This window comes from Burkholderia sp. BCC0405, assembly GCF_902833075.1.
In the GTDB taxonomy this organism is placed as follows: domain Bacteria; phylum Pseudomonadota; class Gammaproteobacteria; order Burkholderiales; family Burkholderiaceae; genus Burkholderia.
In genome coordinates this window covers 73,361-89,598 of record NZ_CADFEO010000020.1, presented here as the reverse complement: position 1 = coordinate 89,598, position 16,238 = coordinate 73,361, and the positions used below count along the sequence as shown (strand labels likewise).

The 16,238-nt window shown below is 63.3% G+C and carries 15 protein-coding genes; all 15 read right to left on the bottom strand.

Annotation, left to right across the window (positions count from 1 at the left end):
• Positions 1 to 134: 134 nt before the first annotated feature.
• Positions 135 to 1,862 (bottom strand): AMP-binding protein, encoded by a 1,728-nt coding sequence (locus HWX36_RS28060; protein ID WP_175956654.1) that lies wholly within the window; start codon positions 1,860 to 1,862, stop codon positions 135 to 137.
• A 252-nt stretch (positions 1,863 to 2,114) separates the two neighbouring features.
• Positions 2,115 to 2,540 (bottom strand): F0F1 ATP synthase subunit epsilon, encoded by a 426-nt coding sequence (locus HWX36_RS28055; RefSeq protein WP_006477288.1) that lies wholly within the window; start codon positions 2,538 to 2,540, stop codon positions 2,115 to 2,117.
• A gap of 155 nt (positions 2,541 to 2,695) precedes the next feature.
• Positions 2,696 to 4,090 carry a F0F1 ATP synthase subunit beta gene (gene atpD, locus HWX36_RS28050; RefSeq protein ID WP_175956652.1) on the bottom strand — a complete coding sequence of 465 codons (1,395 nt, stop codon included), beginning with the start codon at positions 4,088 to 4,090 and terminating at the stop codon, positions 2,696 to 2,698.
• A 66-nt stretch (positions 4,091 to 4,156) separates the two neighbouring features.
• Entirely contained in the window at positions 4,157 to 5,032 is an 876-nt protein-coding gene (atpG, locus tag HWX36_RS28045; RefSeq protein ID WP_057927954.1) for a F0F1 ATP synthase subunit gamma, read from the bottom strand.
• 69 nt (positions 5,033 to 5,101) lie between these two features.
• Positions 5,102 to 6,643, bottom strand: coding sequence for a F0F1 ATP synthase subunit alpha (atpA, locus tag HWX36_RS28040; RefSeq protein ID WP_011350525.1), 1,542 nt, complete (start codon positions 6,641 to 6,643; stop codon positions 5,102 to 5,104).
• Between the two features lie 44 nt (positions 6,644 to 6,687).
• Complete coding sequence (locus tag HWX36_RS28035) at positions 6,688 to 7,227, bottom strand: F0F1 ATP synthase subunit delta (protein WP_040142773.1); 540 nt, start codon at positions 7,225 to 7,227, stop codon at positions 6,688 to 6,690.
• Positions 7,228 to 7,229: 2 nt separating this feature from the next.
• Positions 7,230 to 7,700: a F0F1 ATP synthase subunit B gene (locus tag HWX36_RS28030; RefSeq protein ID WP_039351436.1), complete on the bottom strand. Its 471-nt coding sequence runs from the start codon at positions 7,698 to 7,700 to the stop codon at positions 7,230 to 7,232.
• A 129-nt stretch (positions 7,701 to 7,829) separates the two neighbouring features.
• Entirely contained in the window at positions 7,830 to 8,099 is a 270-nt protein-coding gene (atpE, locus tag HWX36_RS28025) for a F0F1 ATP synthase subunit C (protein WP_006482730.1), read from the bottom strand.
• 75 nt (positions 8,100 to 8,174) lie between these two features.
• Positions 8,175 to 9,026, bottom strand: a complete 852-nt coding sequence (gene atpB, locus HWX36_RS28020; RefSeq protein ID WP_175956651.1) for a F0F1 ATP synthase subunit A — start codon at positions 9,024 to 9,026, stop codon at positions 8,175 to 8,177.
• A gap of 109 nt (positions 9,027 to 9,135) precedes the next feature.
• Positions 9,136 to 9,660 (bottom strand): ATP synthase subunit I, encoded by a 525-nt coding sequence (locus HWX36_RS28015; protein ID WP_175956649.1) that lies wholly within the window; start codon positions 9,658 to 9,660, stop codon positions 9,136 to 9,138.
• Between the two features lie 567 nt (positions 9,661 to 10,227).
• Positions 10,228 to 11,358 carry an SLC13 family permease gene (locus HWX36_RS28010; RefSeq protein ID WP_175956647.1) on the bottom strand — a complete coding sequence of 377 codons (1,131 nt, stop codon included), beginning with the start codon at positions 11,356 to 11,358 and terminating at the stop codon, positions 10,228 to 10,230.
• Positions 11,359 to 11,368: 10 nt separating this feature from the next.
• Positions 11,369 to 12,262 (bottom strand): ParB/RepB/Spo0J family partition protein, encoded by an 894-nt coding sequence (locus HWX36_RS28005; protein ID WP_175956645.1) that lies wholly within the window; start codon positions 12,260 to 12,262, stop codon positions 11,369 to 11,371.
• Positions 12,263 to 12,293: 31 nt separating this feature from the next.
• Positions 12,294 to 13,073, bottom strand: a complete 780-nt coding sequence (locus HWX36_RS28000; RefSeq protein WP_175956643.1) for a ParA family protein — start codon at positions 13,071 to 13,073, stop codon at positions 12,294 to 12,296.
• A 56-nt stretch (positions 13,074 to 13,129) separates the two neighbouring features.
• The gene (gene rsmG, locus HWX36_RS27995) at positions 13,130 to 13,816 is read right to left on the bottom strand and encodes a 16S rRNA (guanine(527)-N(7))-methyltransferase RsmG (protein ID WP_175956641.1); all 687 of its coding nucleotides are present in this window, start codon (positions 13,814 to 13,816) and stop codon (positions 13,130 to 13,132) included.
• A complete protein-coding gene (mnmG, locus tag HWX36_RS27990; protein WP_175956639.1) occupies positions 13,813 to 15,783 on the bottom strand; it encodes a tRNA uridine-5-carboxymethylaminomethyl(34) synthesis enzyme MnmG in 1,971 nt (656 codons plus the stop codon). The genes rsmG and mnmG overlap by 4 nt, the downstream gene beginning before the upstream one ends.
• Between the last annotated feature and the right edge of the window lie 455 nt (positions 15,784 to 16,238).

Sequence of the window (16,238 nt, the reverse complement as noted above, 5' to 3'; positions counted from 1 at the left end):
CGGTTTCATCTTTGGTCTCCTCGCGCTAACCCCGTAGCGTGTGGTTTTTAGCGGGCTAATAAGCCCGCTTTTTTTCGTCCATCGAAAGCGCAACGGCCCGCAGGCCGCCGCGTTTTTCCCGCCTTCATGCCGCACTACGCGGTCTTCTGCACGTCGAGCTTCAGCTCCTCGATCATCCGGTCGCGCATCACGAATTTCTGCACCTTGCCCGTCACCGTCATCGGCAGCTCGTCGACGAAGCGGATGTAGCGCGGGATCTTGTAGTGCGCGATCTGCCCGTTGCAGAACGCACGCACGTCGTCCTCGGTCATCTGCTCGTCCGCGCGCAGCACGATCCACGCACACAGCTCCTCGCCGTACTTCGCATCGGGCACGCCGAATACCTGCGCGCTCTGGATCTTCGGATGCCGAAACAGGAATTCCTCGATCTCGCGCGGATAGACGTTCTCGCCGCCGCGAATCACCATGTCCTTCAGCCGGCCGACGATGTTGCAGTAGCCGTCCGCATCGAGCGTCGCAAGGTCGCCCGTATGCATCCAGCCGTCCACCAGCACCTCGCGCGTCTTCGCGTCGTCGTCCCAGTAGCCGAGCATGACCGAATAGCCCTTCGTGCACAGCTCGCCGGTTGCGCCGACCGGCACGATCTCGCCGTTCGGGTCGACGATCTTCACCTCCAGATGCGGCTGGATGCGGCCGACCGTCGTCGTGCGCTTTTCGAGCGGATCGTCGGTCGAGCTCTGGAACGACACGGGGCTCGTTTCCGTCATCCCGTACGCAATCGTGATCTCCGACAGGTGCATCTGCGACACGACGCGCTTCATCGTCTCGATCGGGCACGGCGAACCGGCCATGATCCCGGTGCGCAACGTCGACAGGTCGAATTTCGCGAACTCGGGGTGAACGAGCTCCGCGATGAACATCGTCGGCACGCCATGCAGCGCGGTGCAGCGCTCGTCGGCCACCGCCGCGAGCGTCGCGACCGGGTCGAACGCCTCGCCCGGGAACACCATCGCCGCGCCCTTCGACACGCACGCGAGCACCGCGAGCACCATCCCGAAACAGTGATACAGCGGCACCGGGATGCACAGCGTGTCCTGCTCGGTGAAGCGCATCGCCGCCGCGATCGAGCGCCCGTTGTTGACGACGTTGCGATGCGTGAGCGTCGCGCCCTTCGGGCTGCTGGTCGTGCCGCTCGTGAACTGGATGTTGATCGGCTCGCTGGCCGCGAGCGTCGCGCCGATCGCATCGAGCAGCGCGGGACCGACGGCCTGGCGGCCGCGCGCCATCACGTCCGCGAAGCGGAACATGCCGGCCGGCGCGACGTCGCCCATCGACACGACCGTGCGCAGGCTCGGCACGCGGGCCGCATGCAGATCGCCCGGCGTCGCGCTCGCGAGCTCCGGCGCGATGGTCTGCAGCATCTCGACGTACGCGGAAGTCTTGAAGCGCTCGGCGGCGATCACGGCCTTGCAGCCGACCTTGTTCAGCGCGTATTCGAGCTCCGACAGCCGGTAGGCCGGATTGATGTTGACGAGCACGGCGCCGATCCGCGCCGTCGCGAACTGCGTGAGCAGCCATTCGCTGCGGTTCGGCGACCAGATGCCGACGCGATCGCCCTTCACGATGCCGAGCGAGGCCAGGCCGGACGCCAGCACGTCGACCTCGTTCGCGAACTCGCGCCAGGTCCAGCGCACCTGCTGCTCGCGGAACACGACGGCCGGACGATCGGGAAAGCGGCCCGCCGTGTCGAGCAGGAACCGGCTGATCGTCGCTTCGGAGAGCGGAACGTCGGTCGTGCCGCGTACGTACGACAATCCGTTTTCGGGCGCGATCAGCGCCCCCACGCCAAGGTCTGCTGCCATGAATGTCTCCGTCCTTTTGGTCTGGTCGGCCTGCGCACTTGCGGCGCCCGCCTCCGCCGCGCAATCGCGACGGACGGCCTCGACGCAGATGATGACGCGCGCGGCTGACGACACTCTGACAGCAAATCGCGGCCGACGGATGAAATAGCACGACCGGACGGAATGATCCGGCCCGCAAAAATCAGACGAACGCGACAGGCGAAAAAAAAGCAGCCCGAAGGCTGCTTTCTTTCGCGGGATACGCGGCGCGGCTCAGTGCCGGCTGCGAATCTTCGCCAGACGCTGGATCGCCTCGAGCTGCGCCATCGCGGTCGCAAGCTCGGATTGCGCCTTCGCGAGGTCGAGATCCGACTTCGCGTTCTGCAGCGTTTCCTCGGCACGCTTGCGTGCTTCCTCGGCTTTCGCCGCGTCGAGATCCTTGCCGCGGATCGCGGTATCGGCGAGCACCGTCACGGCGCCCGGCTGCACTTCGAGAATGCCGCCCGCGACGAACACGAATTCGTCGTTGCCGCCCTCGACTTCGATGCGCACCGCACCCGGACGAATCCGCGTGATCAGCGGCGTGTGGCCCGGCAGAATACCCAGCTCACCCGTTTCGCCCGGCAGCGCGACGAATTTCGCCTCGCCCGAGAAGATCTGCTCTTCCGCGCTGACGACGTCTACTTTGATGGTTGCCATATCGACTCCTGTCGACGAGTGCGAACGCCTCGCGGCGCCTGCCCTCGTCCCATGCACGGCGGATTGAGCGTGTTGCGGTCGGCGCGACCGGCCCGGTTACCGGTCAGTGAAGACCGACACCCAGCCAGCACGCGCCGTGCGACTCACTCGAACCCTTACGAGATCTTCTTGGCCTTTTCGAAGGCTTCGTCGATCGTGCCGACCATGTAGAACGCCTGTTCCGGCAGGTGGTCACACTCGCCGTCGACGATCATCTTGAAGCCGCGGATCGTTTCCTTCAGCGGCACGTACTTGCCCGGCGAGCCCGTGAACACTTCAGCAACGTGGAACGGCTGCGACAGGAAACGCTGGATCTTACGAGCGCGCGCGACCGACAGCTTGTCTTCCGGCGACAGTTCGTCCATACCCAGAATCGCGATGATGTCGCGCAGTTCCTTGTAGCGCTGCAGCGTTTGCTGAACGCGACGGGTGATCGTGTAGTGCTCTTCACCGATCACGTTCGGGTCGATCTGGCGCGACGTCGAGTCGAGCGGGTCGACCGCCGGGTAGATACCCAGCGAAGCGATGTCACGCGACAGAACGACGGTTGCGTCCAGGTGGCCGAAGGTCGTAGCCGGCGACGGGTCGGTCAAGTCGTCCGCAGGGACGTACACGGCCTGGACCGACGTAATCGAGCCCTTCTTGGTCGACGTGATGCGCTCTTGCAGCTTGCCCATTTCTTCAGCCAGCGTCGGCTGATAGCCCACTGCCGACGGCATACGGCCGAGCAGTGCCGACACTTCGGTACCGGCCAGCGTGAAACGGTAGATGTTGTCGACGAAGAACAGCACGTCGAGGCCTTCGTCACGGAAGTGCTCGGCCATCGTCAGGCCGGTCAGCGCGACGCGCAGACGGTTGCCCGGCGGCTCGTTCATCTGGCCGTACACCAGCGCGACCTTGTCGAGAACGTTCGAGTCCTTCATTTCGTGGTAGAAGTCGTTCCCTTCACGGGTACGCTCGCCCACGCCCGCGAACACGGAGTAACCACCGTGTTCCTTCGCGATGTTGTTGATGAGCTCCATCATGTTGACGGTCTTGCCCACGCCAGCACCGCCGAACAGGCCAACCTTGCCGCCCTTTGCGAACGGGCAGATCAGGTCGATAACCTTGATACCCGTTTCGAGCAGTTCGGTCGACGGCGACAGTTCGTCGAACGCCGGAGCCTTCTGGTGGATCGAACGCGTATGTTCGCTTTCGATCGGGCCGGCTTCGTCGATCGGACGGCCGAGCACGTCCATGATCCGGCCGAGGGTCGGCTTGCCGACCGGCACCGAGATCGGCTTTGCCGTGTTCTTCACGGTCAGGCCGCGGCGCAGGCCGTCGGATGCACCCAGACAAATGGTGCGGACCACGCCGTCGCCCAGCTGCTGCTGGACTTCGAGCGTCAGTTCCGAGCCATCGAGAATAAGCGCGTCGTAGATCTTCGGCATGCTGTCGCGCGGGAATTCCACGTCGATAACGGCGCCGATGCACTGTACGATCTTGCCTTCTACCAAAGCAGCAGTACTCATCGCTTTTCCTTTAAATACCTGATTCTTTACTCGCGCAAAGGCGCAGTTGTCGTCCGTGGCGCGCGCTTAAACAGCAGCTGCGCCGCCGACGATCTCCGACAGTTCTTTCGTAATCGCGGCCTGACGGCTCTTGTTGTACACGAGCTGCAGTTCGCTGATCACCGTCTTCGCGTTGTCGGACGCGGCCTTCATCGCGACCATGCGCGCCGATTGCTCGGACGCCATGTTTTCCGCGACGGCCTGGTACACCAGCGCCTCGACGTAACGCACGAGCAGTTCGTCGACGACTGCCTGCGCGTCCGGCTCGTAGATGTAGTCCCACGACGTGGCCGGCGTACCGTCATCGGCTTCGAAGTGCTCCGACGACAGCGGCAGCAGCTGCTCGATCACGGCTTCCTGCTTCATCGTGTTGACGAAGCGCGTGTACGCGATATAAACGGCCGACAGCTTGCCTTCCGAGTACAGGTCGAGCTGCGTCTTCACCGCGCCGATCAGCTTGTCCAGGTGCGGGGTGTCGCCGAGGTGCACGACCTGCGACATCACCTTCGCGCCGAAGCGGTTCAGGAACCCGAGGCCCTTGCTACCGATTGCGGTGGCTTCGACCTTCTGGCCCTTCTCTTCCAGCTCCTTGAACTTCTGCACCGTCGCACGCAGCACGTTGGTGTTCAGACCGCCGCACAGCCCCTTGTCCGTCGTGACGAGGATGATGCCGGCCGTCTGCGCGCCGTCGTTCGCCACCATGAACGGGTGGCGGTACTCCGGGTTCGCGCGGCTCATGTGCGCGGCGATGGCACGGACCTTGTCCGCATACGGGCGAGCGGCGCGCATGCGTTCCTGCGCGCGGCGCATCTTCGATGCGGCCACCATCTCCATCGCCTTCGTGATCTTGCGCGTGTTCTGCACGCTCTTGATCTTGCCGCGAATTTCCTTCATTCCAGCCATAGCTTGCTCCTTGACCGAAGCGGCGCGGGCGCATCAGCACCCGCGCGGCCTCAGTGTGTCACTCGCGGATCAATAGGCACCGGACTTCTTGAAGGATTCGATCGCCGAGCGCAGTGCGCCTTCGTCGTCCTTCGAGAGATCCTTGGTGTCTTCGATGCGCTTGATGAGGTCAGCGTTGCTGGTCTTCAGGCTTTCGCGCAGGCCCTTCTCGAACGACAGCACTTGCTTGACGTCGAGGTCGTCGAGGTAGCCGTTGTTTGCGGCGTACAGCGACACGGCCAGTTCCCACACCTGCAGCGGCTGGTACTGCGGCTGCTTCAGCAGTTCCGTCACGCGGCGGCCGCGCTCGAGCTGCTTGCGGGTCGCTTCGTCGAGGTCCGACGCGAACTGGGCAAATGCCGCCAGTTCACGATACTGCGCGAGGTCGGTACGGATACCGCCCGACAGCTTCTTCACGACCTTCGTCTGAGCGGCGCCACCGACGCGCGACACCGACACGCCGGCGTTGATTGCCGGGCGGATGCCTGCGTTGAACAGGTCGGTTTCCAGGAAGATCTGGCCGTCGGTAATCGAGATCACGTTCGTCGGAACGAACGCGGTCACGTCGCCCGCCTGCGTTTCGATGACCGGCAGTGCCGTCAGCGAACCGCTCTTGCCCTTCACTTCGCCGTTCGTGAACTTCTCGACGTACTCTTCCGACACGCGAGCCGCGCGCTCGAGCAGACGCGAGTGGAGATAGAACACGTCACCCGGGTATGCTTCACGGCCGGGCGGGCGGCGCAGCAGCAGCGAGATCTGACGGTATGCCCAGGCTTGCTTGGTCAAGTCGTCGTAAATGATCAGCGCGTCTTGGCCACGGTCGCGGAAGTATTCGCCCATCGTGCAGCCGGCGTACGGTGCGAGGTACTGCATCGCTGCCGAATCCGAAGCCGAAGCGGCGACGACGATCGTGTATTCCATCGCGCCCGTTTCTTCGAGCTTGCGAACCACGTTCATGATCGACGAAGCCTTCTGGCCGATCGCGACGTAGATACAGATCAGGTCCTTGCCCTTCTGGTTGATGATCGCGTCGAGCGCCACCGCGGTCTTGCCGCACTGACGGTCGCCGATGATCAGCTCACGCTGGCCACGGCCGATCGGCACCATTGCGTCGATCGACTTGATGCCCGTCTGCACCGGCTGCGACACCGACTTGCGCCAGATCACGCCCGGGGCGATCTTTTCGATCGCGTCGGTCAGCTTCGCGTTGACCGGGCCCTTGCCGTCGATCGGGTTGCCGAGCGCATCGACCACGCGGCCGACGAGTTCCGGACCGACCGGCACTTCGAGAATGCGGCCCGTCGTCTTGACGATGTCGCCTTCCGAGATGTGTTCGTATTCGCCGAGAATCACCGCGCCGACCGAGTCGCGCTCGAGGTTCAGCGCGAGGCCGAACGTGTTGCCCGGAAACTCGAGCATTTCGCCCTGCATCACGTCCGACAGGCCGTGGATACGCACGATACCGTCGGTCACGGAGATCACGGTGCCCTGGTTGCGAACGTCTGCGCTCGCTTCAAGGCCCTGGATCCGGCTCTTGATCAGCTCGCTGATCTCAGAGGGATTGAGTTGCATTATTCGCTCCTGATAGTCAATTCTGTTGCGTGCCGGCGTGGCGCTCAGGCGGTCAACGCAGCCTGCATCGATGCGAGGCGCGCGCGAACCGAGGTGTCGAGCACTTCGTCGCCGACCGTCACGCGCACGCCGCCGATCAGCGACGAATCGACTTCGACCGTCGGTTTCAGCTTGCGCTTGAACTTGCGCTCGAGGCCCGAGACGAGACTCTCGAGATCCGCGCCGTTCAGCGGGAACGCGCTCACGATCTCGGCGTCGGCTGCACCTTCACGTTCGTTCTTGAGCGCCTCGAACTGCTCGGCGATTTCCGGCAGCAGCGCGATGCGATGATTGTCGACCAGCATCTGCACGAAGTTCTTCGCTTCAGCGCCAGCCGCGAGCGGCGACTTCACCGCAGCAAGCAGCAACTCGGCTACTTGCGTGCGCGTCACCTTCGGGCTCGACGCGACCGACAGGACTTCCGGCAGACGCGCAACCTGGGCCAGCTCTTGCACGAGCGTGGACCAGGCGGCGATGTCACCGCCCTCGGCCACGCGGAACAGCGCTTCTGCGTAAGGGCGGGCGATGGTTGCAAGTTCGGCCATGATCAGAGCTCGGCTTTCAGTTGATTCAGCAGTTGGGCGTGGGCCGTTTGATCGACTTCGCGCTTCAGGATCTGCTCGGCGCCCTTCACGGCCAGCGTAGCGACTTCGCCACGCAGCGCTTCGCGCGCCTTCACGATTTGCTGTTCTGCTTCCGCCTTCGCCTGGGCGATGATGCGGGCGGCTTCAGCCTGGGCGTTGGCCTTGATTTCCTCGGCGACCGCCTGGGCACGCTTTTCGGCGTCGGCGATGCGCTGCTGGCCGTCATTGCGGGCCTGCGCGAGTTCCTGGTCCACGCGCTTGTGCGCTGCGTCGAGTTCTGCCTTGCCCTTTTCGGCGGCGGCGAGGCCGTCGGCGATCTTCTTCGAACGTTCGTCGAGGGCGTTGATCAACGGCGGCCACACGAATTTCATCGTGAACCACGCGAGGACCAGGAACACGACCATTTGCGCAAACAGAGTTGCGTTGAGATTCACGGTGTTTCCTTATCTGCTATTCCGGAAAAATGAAACGGTAAGGCGCTCATCGAGTTGCATTCGATCAGCGCCCCAAGTCTCCGTTCCGCCCTGCGCCGGCTTGCGCCGGACGCATATTTCCGAGGAACCTTAGCCTGCGAGCTTCGACAGGAGCGGGTTCGCGAACGCGAACAGCATTGCAACACCCACGCCGATCAGGAATGCCGCGTCGATCAGACCAGCCAGCAGGAACATCTTCGTTTGCAGCGGGTTGATGAGTTCCGGCTGACGTGCGCAGGCTTCGATGTACTTACCACCCATCAGCGCGATACCGATACAGGCGCCGATTGCACCCAGGCCGATGATGATGCCGATACCGATGGCGGTCAGACCCTGGATGTTGGCGATGTAAGCTTGCATGATCACTCCTTTGTGAAAAGACTTGGAACTGAGATTTAAAAAACTAAAACGGAAACTCTTTCTTGCACGCCGCGCTTAATGCTTGTCGTGCGCCTGGCCGAGATACACCAGCGTCAGCATCATGAAAATGAATGCCTGCAACAGAACAATCAGGATGTGGAAGATTGCCCAGACGCTACCCGCGATCACATGGCCAACGAAGCCGAGGAACGTTGCGTCGCCACCGAAGCTCCACATGCTGCCGAGCAGGGCGATCAACAGGAACAACAGCTCACCCGCGTACATGTTGCCGAACAGCCGCATACCGAGGGAGACGGTCTTCGCGAGATATTCGACGATGTTGAGCGCGAGGTTCGGGATCCACAGCAGCGGGTGGGCGCCAAACGGAGCCGACAGCAGCTCATGCACAAAGCCGCCCGCGCCCTTGATCTTGATGCTGTAGTAGATCATCAGGACGAACACGCCGAGCGCGATGCCGAGCGTGCCGTTCAGGTCGGCCGTCGGGACGATGCGATGGTGGGTAATCACGTCCGACAGACCGAGCCAGCCGATCACGCGGCCCGGCAGGTCGACGGGGAGGAAGTCGAGGGAGTTCATCAGCGCGACCCACACGAACACCGTGAGCGCGAGCGGAGCGATGAAGGTACGATTGCCGTGAACGATGGCCTTCGATTGGTCTTCGACCATCTCGACGAGCATCTCGATCGCGCACTGGAAACGGCCCGGCACGCCCGACGTCGCCTTGCGGGCAGCCAGACGCAGCACGAGGATCGTCACGATGCCGCAAACGATCGACCAGAACAGCGTGTCGAGATTCCAGACGTGGATGTCGAAAATCGACGTCTGATGCGAGGTGGAGAAATTCTGCAAGTGGTGCGCAATGTACTCGGACGGATCCGGACCACGCGTGCCTTCGCTAGCTGCCATATCGTTAATGCCACCCAAATTGTCGAAAATCGTTTTGCCAGTTCCGCAACACCCTATTGCGGGAACGGGCCGGTGCGGTTCGTTGTCGAAACCGCACGCTGCTTGTTCCTTACCGCCAGGCCAGCGCGATCCAATACGTCTTCAGCACGACGAGGTACGTGACGAGGAACGGCACCCAGTGCACGCCGGCCCAGCCGAACGCCACTGCTGCGAACATCCCGATCGTCAGGCCGAGCTTCAGGGCTTCGCCCATCACCCAGCTCATCACGGTGGCCGAGCCACCTGCCTTCAGTCGTGCCACGAACACCGCACTGGGCACCCAGCCAATCGCCCCGCCCAGAAACGCGGATTGCGCAGCGGCGCCCGGCGACTTCGAAAACAGCCACCACGCCAGCGTTGCAACCAGGGACAGAACCACTTGCGCGAATACCACCTTGTAGGGAGTCACGCGCGAGGGCTTGCTCACGTTCGGGCCGAACAGCTTTTCGGCTTCTGCCCGTGTGAGCGGAACGATGTTGTTATCTTGCTGCTCGACATCCCAGTCATCATCGAATTCGCGCCGCTCGCCGGCCGCTAAAGCGGTGCGTTGCGTGCGCTGATCGTCGTGCCTGTCGTCCGGCGCCTGACCCGCCATCGCAATCTTCCGCAAAATCCTTGAACCCGGCCCCAAGCTTTCCGAAAGCTTTCAGGGGTGCCTAGCTAACAAATCCGGGCGATTGTAAGCGATAGTTGCAAGTGATTCAAGGCTTTAGACGCGACAAAAACCTGCGTAAAACGACGCCTCATCATGTGAAAAAACACGCGATTCGACGACGTACGATGACAGTTGTAAGGTCGCTTTTTTGCGCCGGTATTTCTTGCTCGAAAACATCCGGCGATGAGGGAATGGCGAGGAAACGATGCCCGGTGCGGGCGCTGGCGGAGCGGCGCGATCACCGCCCAAGATCCACGCTGTGACGCAGCTCGGGGCCCAGGCTCCGCTCGACACCCCAAGCAGACGAAACACTGTGACCACCCGGCCGCGCCGGTTGCGTGAAATTGGGACCGACGCTGACGCGCCGAACCATCCAATCAGTTGTCACGCCACCACAGTCGATCGACTGTGGATTGCCGCACTTATCAACAGCCCGCACCAGCGCGAATGCTGTGCACCCTCCCCGCCACACGAATGGCACGCCTGTGCCACGCACATCCGCATCGCTCAACCGTGAACGAGCAGCCATGCGCCGAGTGCCGCGCTTGCGAGCGCGAACGGAATCGAGACCAGGTGGAACGGCAGCCACATGCGCGGCTCCTTCGCGAGACGCACCGCGATCAGGTTCGCCAGCGAGCCGATCGCGAAACCGAATCCGCCGACCGATACGCCGAACGCGAGCGCGCGCCAGTCACGCGTGAACTCCGACAGCAGGATCGCGGCCGGCACGTTGCTGATGCCCTGCGACAGCACGGCACCGGCCGCAAAGATGCGCAGCGATGAATCGAGGCGCGCATGCGCAATCGCGTCATGGATGACGGGCAGCGCAGCCGCGCTGCGCAGCACGACGAACATCAGGACGAAAATCAGGAGCAGCAGCCAGTCGATCTTAAGGACTGCATCACGTTTTACGACAAGCAGCACGATCGCGACGGCAACCAGGCCCGGCAGCGGATGGTGTGCATCGGCGAGCAGCACGAATGCCGCGAACAGCACCGCCGCGATCAGCGCGTGCATGCGCTGTACGGGAATGGCAACGACGTCGCCGGACAGGTCGAGCGGCTTCGCGCGAAATGCGCACGCGGTCAGCACGAACAGCAGCGCCATCAGCGCGATCGCGAGCGGCCCGAGCGTGACCACGAAACGGCCGAACGACACGCCGCTCAATTGCCACAGGAAAAGATTCTGGGGATTGCCGAGCGGCGTCGCGACGGACCCCGCATTGACGGCCAGCGCGACGACGATCACGAGCCGCCGGAACGGCAGCGGTGTCAGCGCACGCAACGACACCATCAACGGCACGACGACGAACAGCGCGACGTCGTTGGTGAGCCACATCGACAGCAACGCGGCGAATCCGACCAGCAGCATCGCCAGGCCGCGTTCGGAGTGCACGTGATGCACGATGCGGTGTGCGAGCCACATCAGGCAGCCGGACAGCTCGAGCGCCTTGGTCAGCATCAACAGGCCCGCAAGCGTCGCGACCGTCTGCCAGTCGACGCGATCGGCCAACACGGACAATGGTTGCGGACGCACCCATTGCAGCAGGATCAGGCCCAGCGCGAGCACCGATAGCACGGGCTCCTGCGCAAGCCATCCGAGCCAACTGCGCGGCGCCCGCGCGCCCGTCTCCGCCATCGGCTACCCGTTACTCTTCGGCTGCAACGTTGCCGCGCAGTCGCGCGAGAATGCCCTCGAGCGCGTCGAGGTTGCCGAAGTCGATCATCACCTGCCCTCGCCCGCGGCGGCCAAGTTTGATCTTCACCGTCGACGCGAGCAGGTCGGACAACTCCTCCTCGAGACGGCGCGTATCGCGGCCGCCGTCGTCCTTCGCGCGCGCCTTCACGGACGGCGCTTCCTTTGTCGTGTGCGAGACAAGCTTCTCTGTCTCGCGTACCGACATGCGCTTGTTGACGACCTGATGGGCGAGCGTGATCTGCGTGGCAGCATCGACGGCGAGCAGCGCGCGCGCATGCCCCATGTCGAGATCACCGGCCAGCAGCATCGTCTGCACCGGCGAGGCCAGGTTCAGCAAGCGCAGCAGGTTCGACACCGCGCTGCGCGAACGGCCAACCGATTCGGCCGCCTGTTCGTGCGTGAAACCGAACTCGTCGAGCAGGCGCTGGATACCGTGCGCCTCTTCAAGCGGGTTCAGATCCTCGCGCTGGATGTTCTCGATCAGCGCCATCGCCGCGGCGGCCTGATCCGACACGTCCTTCACGAGCACCGGCACTTCATCGAGGCCCGCCAGGCGCGCCGCACGGAAACGGCGCTCGCCTGCGATGATCTCGTATTTGTCTGACGAAATGGGCCGTACCAGGATCGGCTGCATCACGCCCTGCGCGCGAATGCTCGCCGCGAGCTCCTGCAGGCTGCCCTCGTCCATCCGCGTCCGCGGCTGGTACTTGCCGGCCTGCAGCTTGCCGAGCGCGAGCGTGTTCGGTGCGCCTTCGATCTTCACCGCTTCGGTGATATCGGCACTGCCGCCGAGCAGCGCTTCGAGGCCACGTCCCAAGCCCTTCTTCTTTGGTACCGCGTTCATGTCTTTCTTCCTCGCTTCGCTCATGTCCGGATCACGACACCTCGAACGCGCGCACGCGGTCGATCATCTCGGCGCCGAACTGGAGATACGCTTGCGCACCACGCGAGTTGCGGTCGAACACGACGCCCGGCAGCCCGTAACTCGGCGCTTCCGCCAAGCGCACGTTACGCGGAATCACCGCGTCGAACACCTTGTCGCCGAAGTGCGCTTTCAGTTGATCGGAGACTTGCTGCTGCAACGTGATGCGCGGATCGAACATCACGCGCAGCAAGCCGATGATCTTCAGGTCGCGGTTCATGTTCGCGTGAACCTGCTTGATCGTGTTGACGAGGTCGGACAACCCTTCCAGCGCGAAGTATTCGCACTGCATCGGGATGACTACGCCGTGCGCCGCGCACAGCCCGTTCAGTGTCAGCAGCGACAGCGTCGGCGGGCAATCGATCAGCACGAAGTCGTATTCGTCGGCCACGTGCTCGAGCGCGGCCTTCAGCCGGCGCTCGCGGTTGTCGATGTTGATCAGTTCGATCTCGGCACCGGACAGCTCGCGGTTCGCGGGCAGCACATCGTAGGTGACGCCGTCCGGGCGGATGCGCGCTTCGGTCACCGACACGCCGTCGACCAGCACCTCGTACACGGTCGATTCGCAAGCAGCCTTGTCGATCCCGCTGCCCATCGTCGCGTTGCCCTGCGGGTCGAGATCGATCAGCAGGACTCGTTGCTCCTGCGCTGCAAGGCTTGCGGCGAGATTGACCGATGTCGTCGTCTTGCCGACGCCCCCCTTCTGGTTCGCAACGCAGAAGATCTTTGCCATCGTTGGTGTGTTCCCTTTACCTTCAAACAAACGGCGCGCTACTGCGCGCCTGCCCTTCAATTCGCTTCGTCGACGGCCACTTCGATCAGATGCCGTTCGGCATCGAGCATCGGTACCGCCAGCCGTATCGTCTGCTTCACGCGGCTACCTTCCGGCAATCGCGCAATCTCGTCGTCCGGATGGACGCCCTTCATTGCCCAGATCGATCCGCCCGGCGCGACCAGATGTCGGGCAAGTTTAACGAAGTCGGACAGATCCGCGAAGGCGCGGGATACGATCATGTCGAATTTTTCCGGCACTTCGACACCCGGCCGCAGCGATTCGACCCGCCCGGTGACCACCGACAGGTTCGCGAGCTTCAACTCCGCGCGCATCTGAGTCTGGAATGCAGACTTCTTCTGCACGATATCGTTCAGCGTGATCTGCCAGTCCGGCTCGACGATCGCCAGCACGATACCGGGCAGCCCGCCGCCCGAACCGACGTCGAGCACACGGGCCGATGCGCGGCCACGCAGATGCGAGACGATGGAGAGCGAATCGAGGATGTGCTGGATCAGCATCTGCTTCGGGTCGCGAATCGCCGTCAGGTTGTAGACCGCGTTCCACTTGCCGAGCAGCGCGACGTAGTCGAGCAGCTGGTTGCGTTGTGCATCCGTCAGTGCGAGGTCGAGCGCCGCCGTACCTTCGACGAGCATCTGTTCCAGTACGTCCCGATTAACCGCCGGCGCGCGACGCGCCGTCATTGTTGCGTCGGGACGGCGCCGTCCCCCTGCTCCGTTGCCGCTTCGGCAGTGCCATTACGGCGGCCCAGGCCACGGCGCTTCAGGTGCACCATCAGCAGCGAGATCGCCGCCGGCGTGACGCCCGAGATGCGCGACGCCTGCCCGATCGTCTCCGGCCGGAACTCGTTGAGCTTCTGGCTCACCTCGAACGACAGGCCGCGGACTTCGCGGTAATCGATACCGTCCGGCAGGCGCGTATTCTCGTTCGCATCGTTGCGCTCGATCTCGGAGGCCTGGCGCTCGATATAGCCCTGATACTTGATGCCGATCTCGACCTGCTCCTTGATCTGCTCGAGCAGCACCGGATCGTCGGTCAGCGGCTCTGCGGGGCCACATTCGCCGCCCTTCAGCCCGCACACGCCGTCGTAGCTGATACCCGGACGGCGCAGCAGCTCGGCGAGGCTGTATTCGTGATCGATCGCCTTGCCGAGGAGCGCGGTCGCCTCTTCCGGCGGCAACGTCTTCGGCGTGACCCACGTCGACTTCAGGCGTTCGGTTTCACGTGAAACAGCGTCGCGCTTCCGGTTGAATGCGTCCCAGCGCGCGTCGTCGACGAGCCCAAGCTCGCGGCCGATCTCGGTCAAGCGCATGTCGGCATTGTCTTCACGCAGGCTGAGACGATACTCGGCACGGCTTGTGAACATCCGGTACGGCTCGGCCACGCCACGCGTCACGAGATCATCGACCAGTACGCCAAGGTAGGCCTGGTCGCGGCGCGGGCACCATGCGTCCTTCTCCTGCACGTAGCGGCCCGCATTGAGGCCGGCCAGCAGACCCTGCGCGGCCGCCTCTTCATAGCCGGTCGTCCCATTGATCTGGCCCGCAAAGAACAGCCCGTTGATCGCCTTCGTCTCGAGCGACGCCTTCAGCGCGCGTGGGTCGAAGTAGTCGTACTCGATCGCGTAGCCAGGGCGCAGGATATGCGCGTTCTCGAGGCCGCGCATCGAGTGCACGAGCTCAAGCTGGACGTCGAACGGCAGGCTCGTCGAGATCCCGTTCGGGTAGAACTCGTTGGTCGTCAGCCCTTCCGGCTCCAGGAAGATCTGGTGCGATTCCTTCGATGCGAACCGGTGAATCTTGTCCTCGATCGACGGGCAATAGCGCGGTCCGACGCCTTCGATCACGCCTGTATACATAGGCGAACGGTCGAGACCGCCACGAATGATGTCGTGCGTGCGTTCATTCGTGTGCGTGACCCAGCACGGCAGCTGCTGCGGATGCTGCTCCGCGCGGCCCAGGAACGAGAACACAGGGACCGGATCGAGATCGCCCGGCTGTTCGGTCAGCTGCGAGAAATCGATCGAACGGCCATCGATACGCGGCGGCGTACCGGTCTTCAGGCGGCCCTGCGGCAGCTTCAGCTCCTTCAGGTGCGACGACAGCGACACGGCCGCCGGATCGCCCGCGCGACCGCCCGTGTAGTTGTTCAGGCCGACGTGGATCTTGCCGTCGAGGAACGTACCGGCGGTCAGCACGACCGCGCGGGCGCGGAAGCGGATGCCGATCTGCGTGACGGCGCCCACCACGCGGTCGCCTTCGACCATCAGGTCGTCGACGGCCTGCTGGAACAGCCAGAGGTTCGGCTGGTTCTCGAGCCGGTGGCGGATCGCAGCCTTGTACAGGATGCGATCGGCCTGCGCACGCGTCGCACGCACAGCCGGGCCCTTCGACGAATTGAGGATCCGGAACTGAATGCCGCTCTCGTCCGTCGCGGCCGCCATCGCGCCGCCCAGCGCGTCGACCTCCTTGACCAGATGGCCCTTGCCAATGCCGCCGATCGACGGATTGCAGCTCATCTGCCCAAGTGTTTCGATGTTGTGGGTCAGCAGCAGTGTCTTTGCGCCCATGCGGGCGGACGCCAGCGCGGCTTCGGTGCCGGCATGGCCGCCACCGACGACGATGACGTCAAATTCTGTGGGAAAAAGCATGGTGGATTCCGTACGCAGGACAGCGCACGAACCTATCTGAGAAATGTATGGGCCGAATTATAGCGGGTTCGCTTTTCACCCGAAGGCTATCCGAATGGTAGGGTCTGAGCATTTCGTCGTTTTTTTGGCGGCGGCCCGATGACTCCGTGGTTCAAAGCCCCTTCTGCAAAGCTTCCGGCCCGGCCGCCGCACATCGATGCGCCTGTGCAGAGAGCCATTTGTCCGGAAATTTCACGTGGAACATACAACCCGATCGGGGCCTGTGCCCCACCCAACACCTCGGACGAAACACCCTGTGCAACCACACCCACCCTCTTCCTCACAGAATTTTCGTCGGCTCGTTCGACGCTTATCCACTGTGACGACGCACATCGCCTGCCTGTGAAACGAGTGGCCAACTCCGAATGGCAAACCGGATCGCCCTCTGCACTGTGGATACCTCCACCCATCGCCGC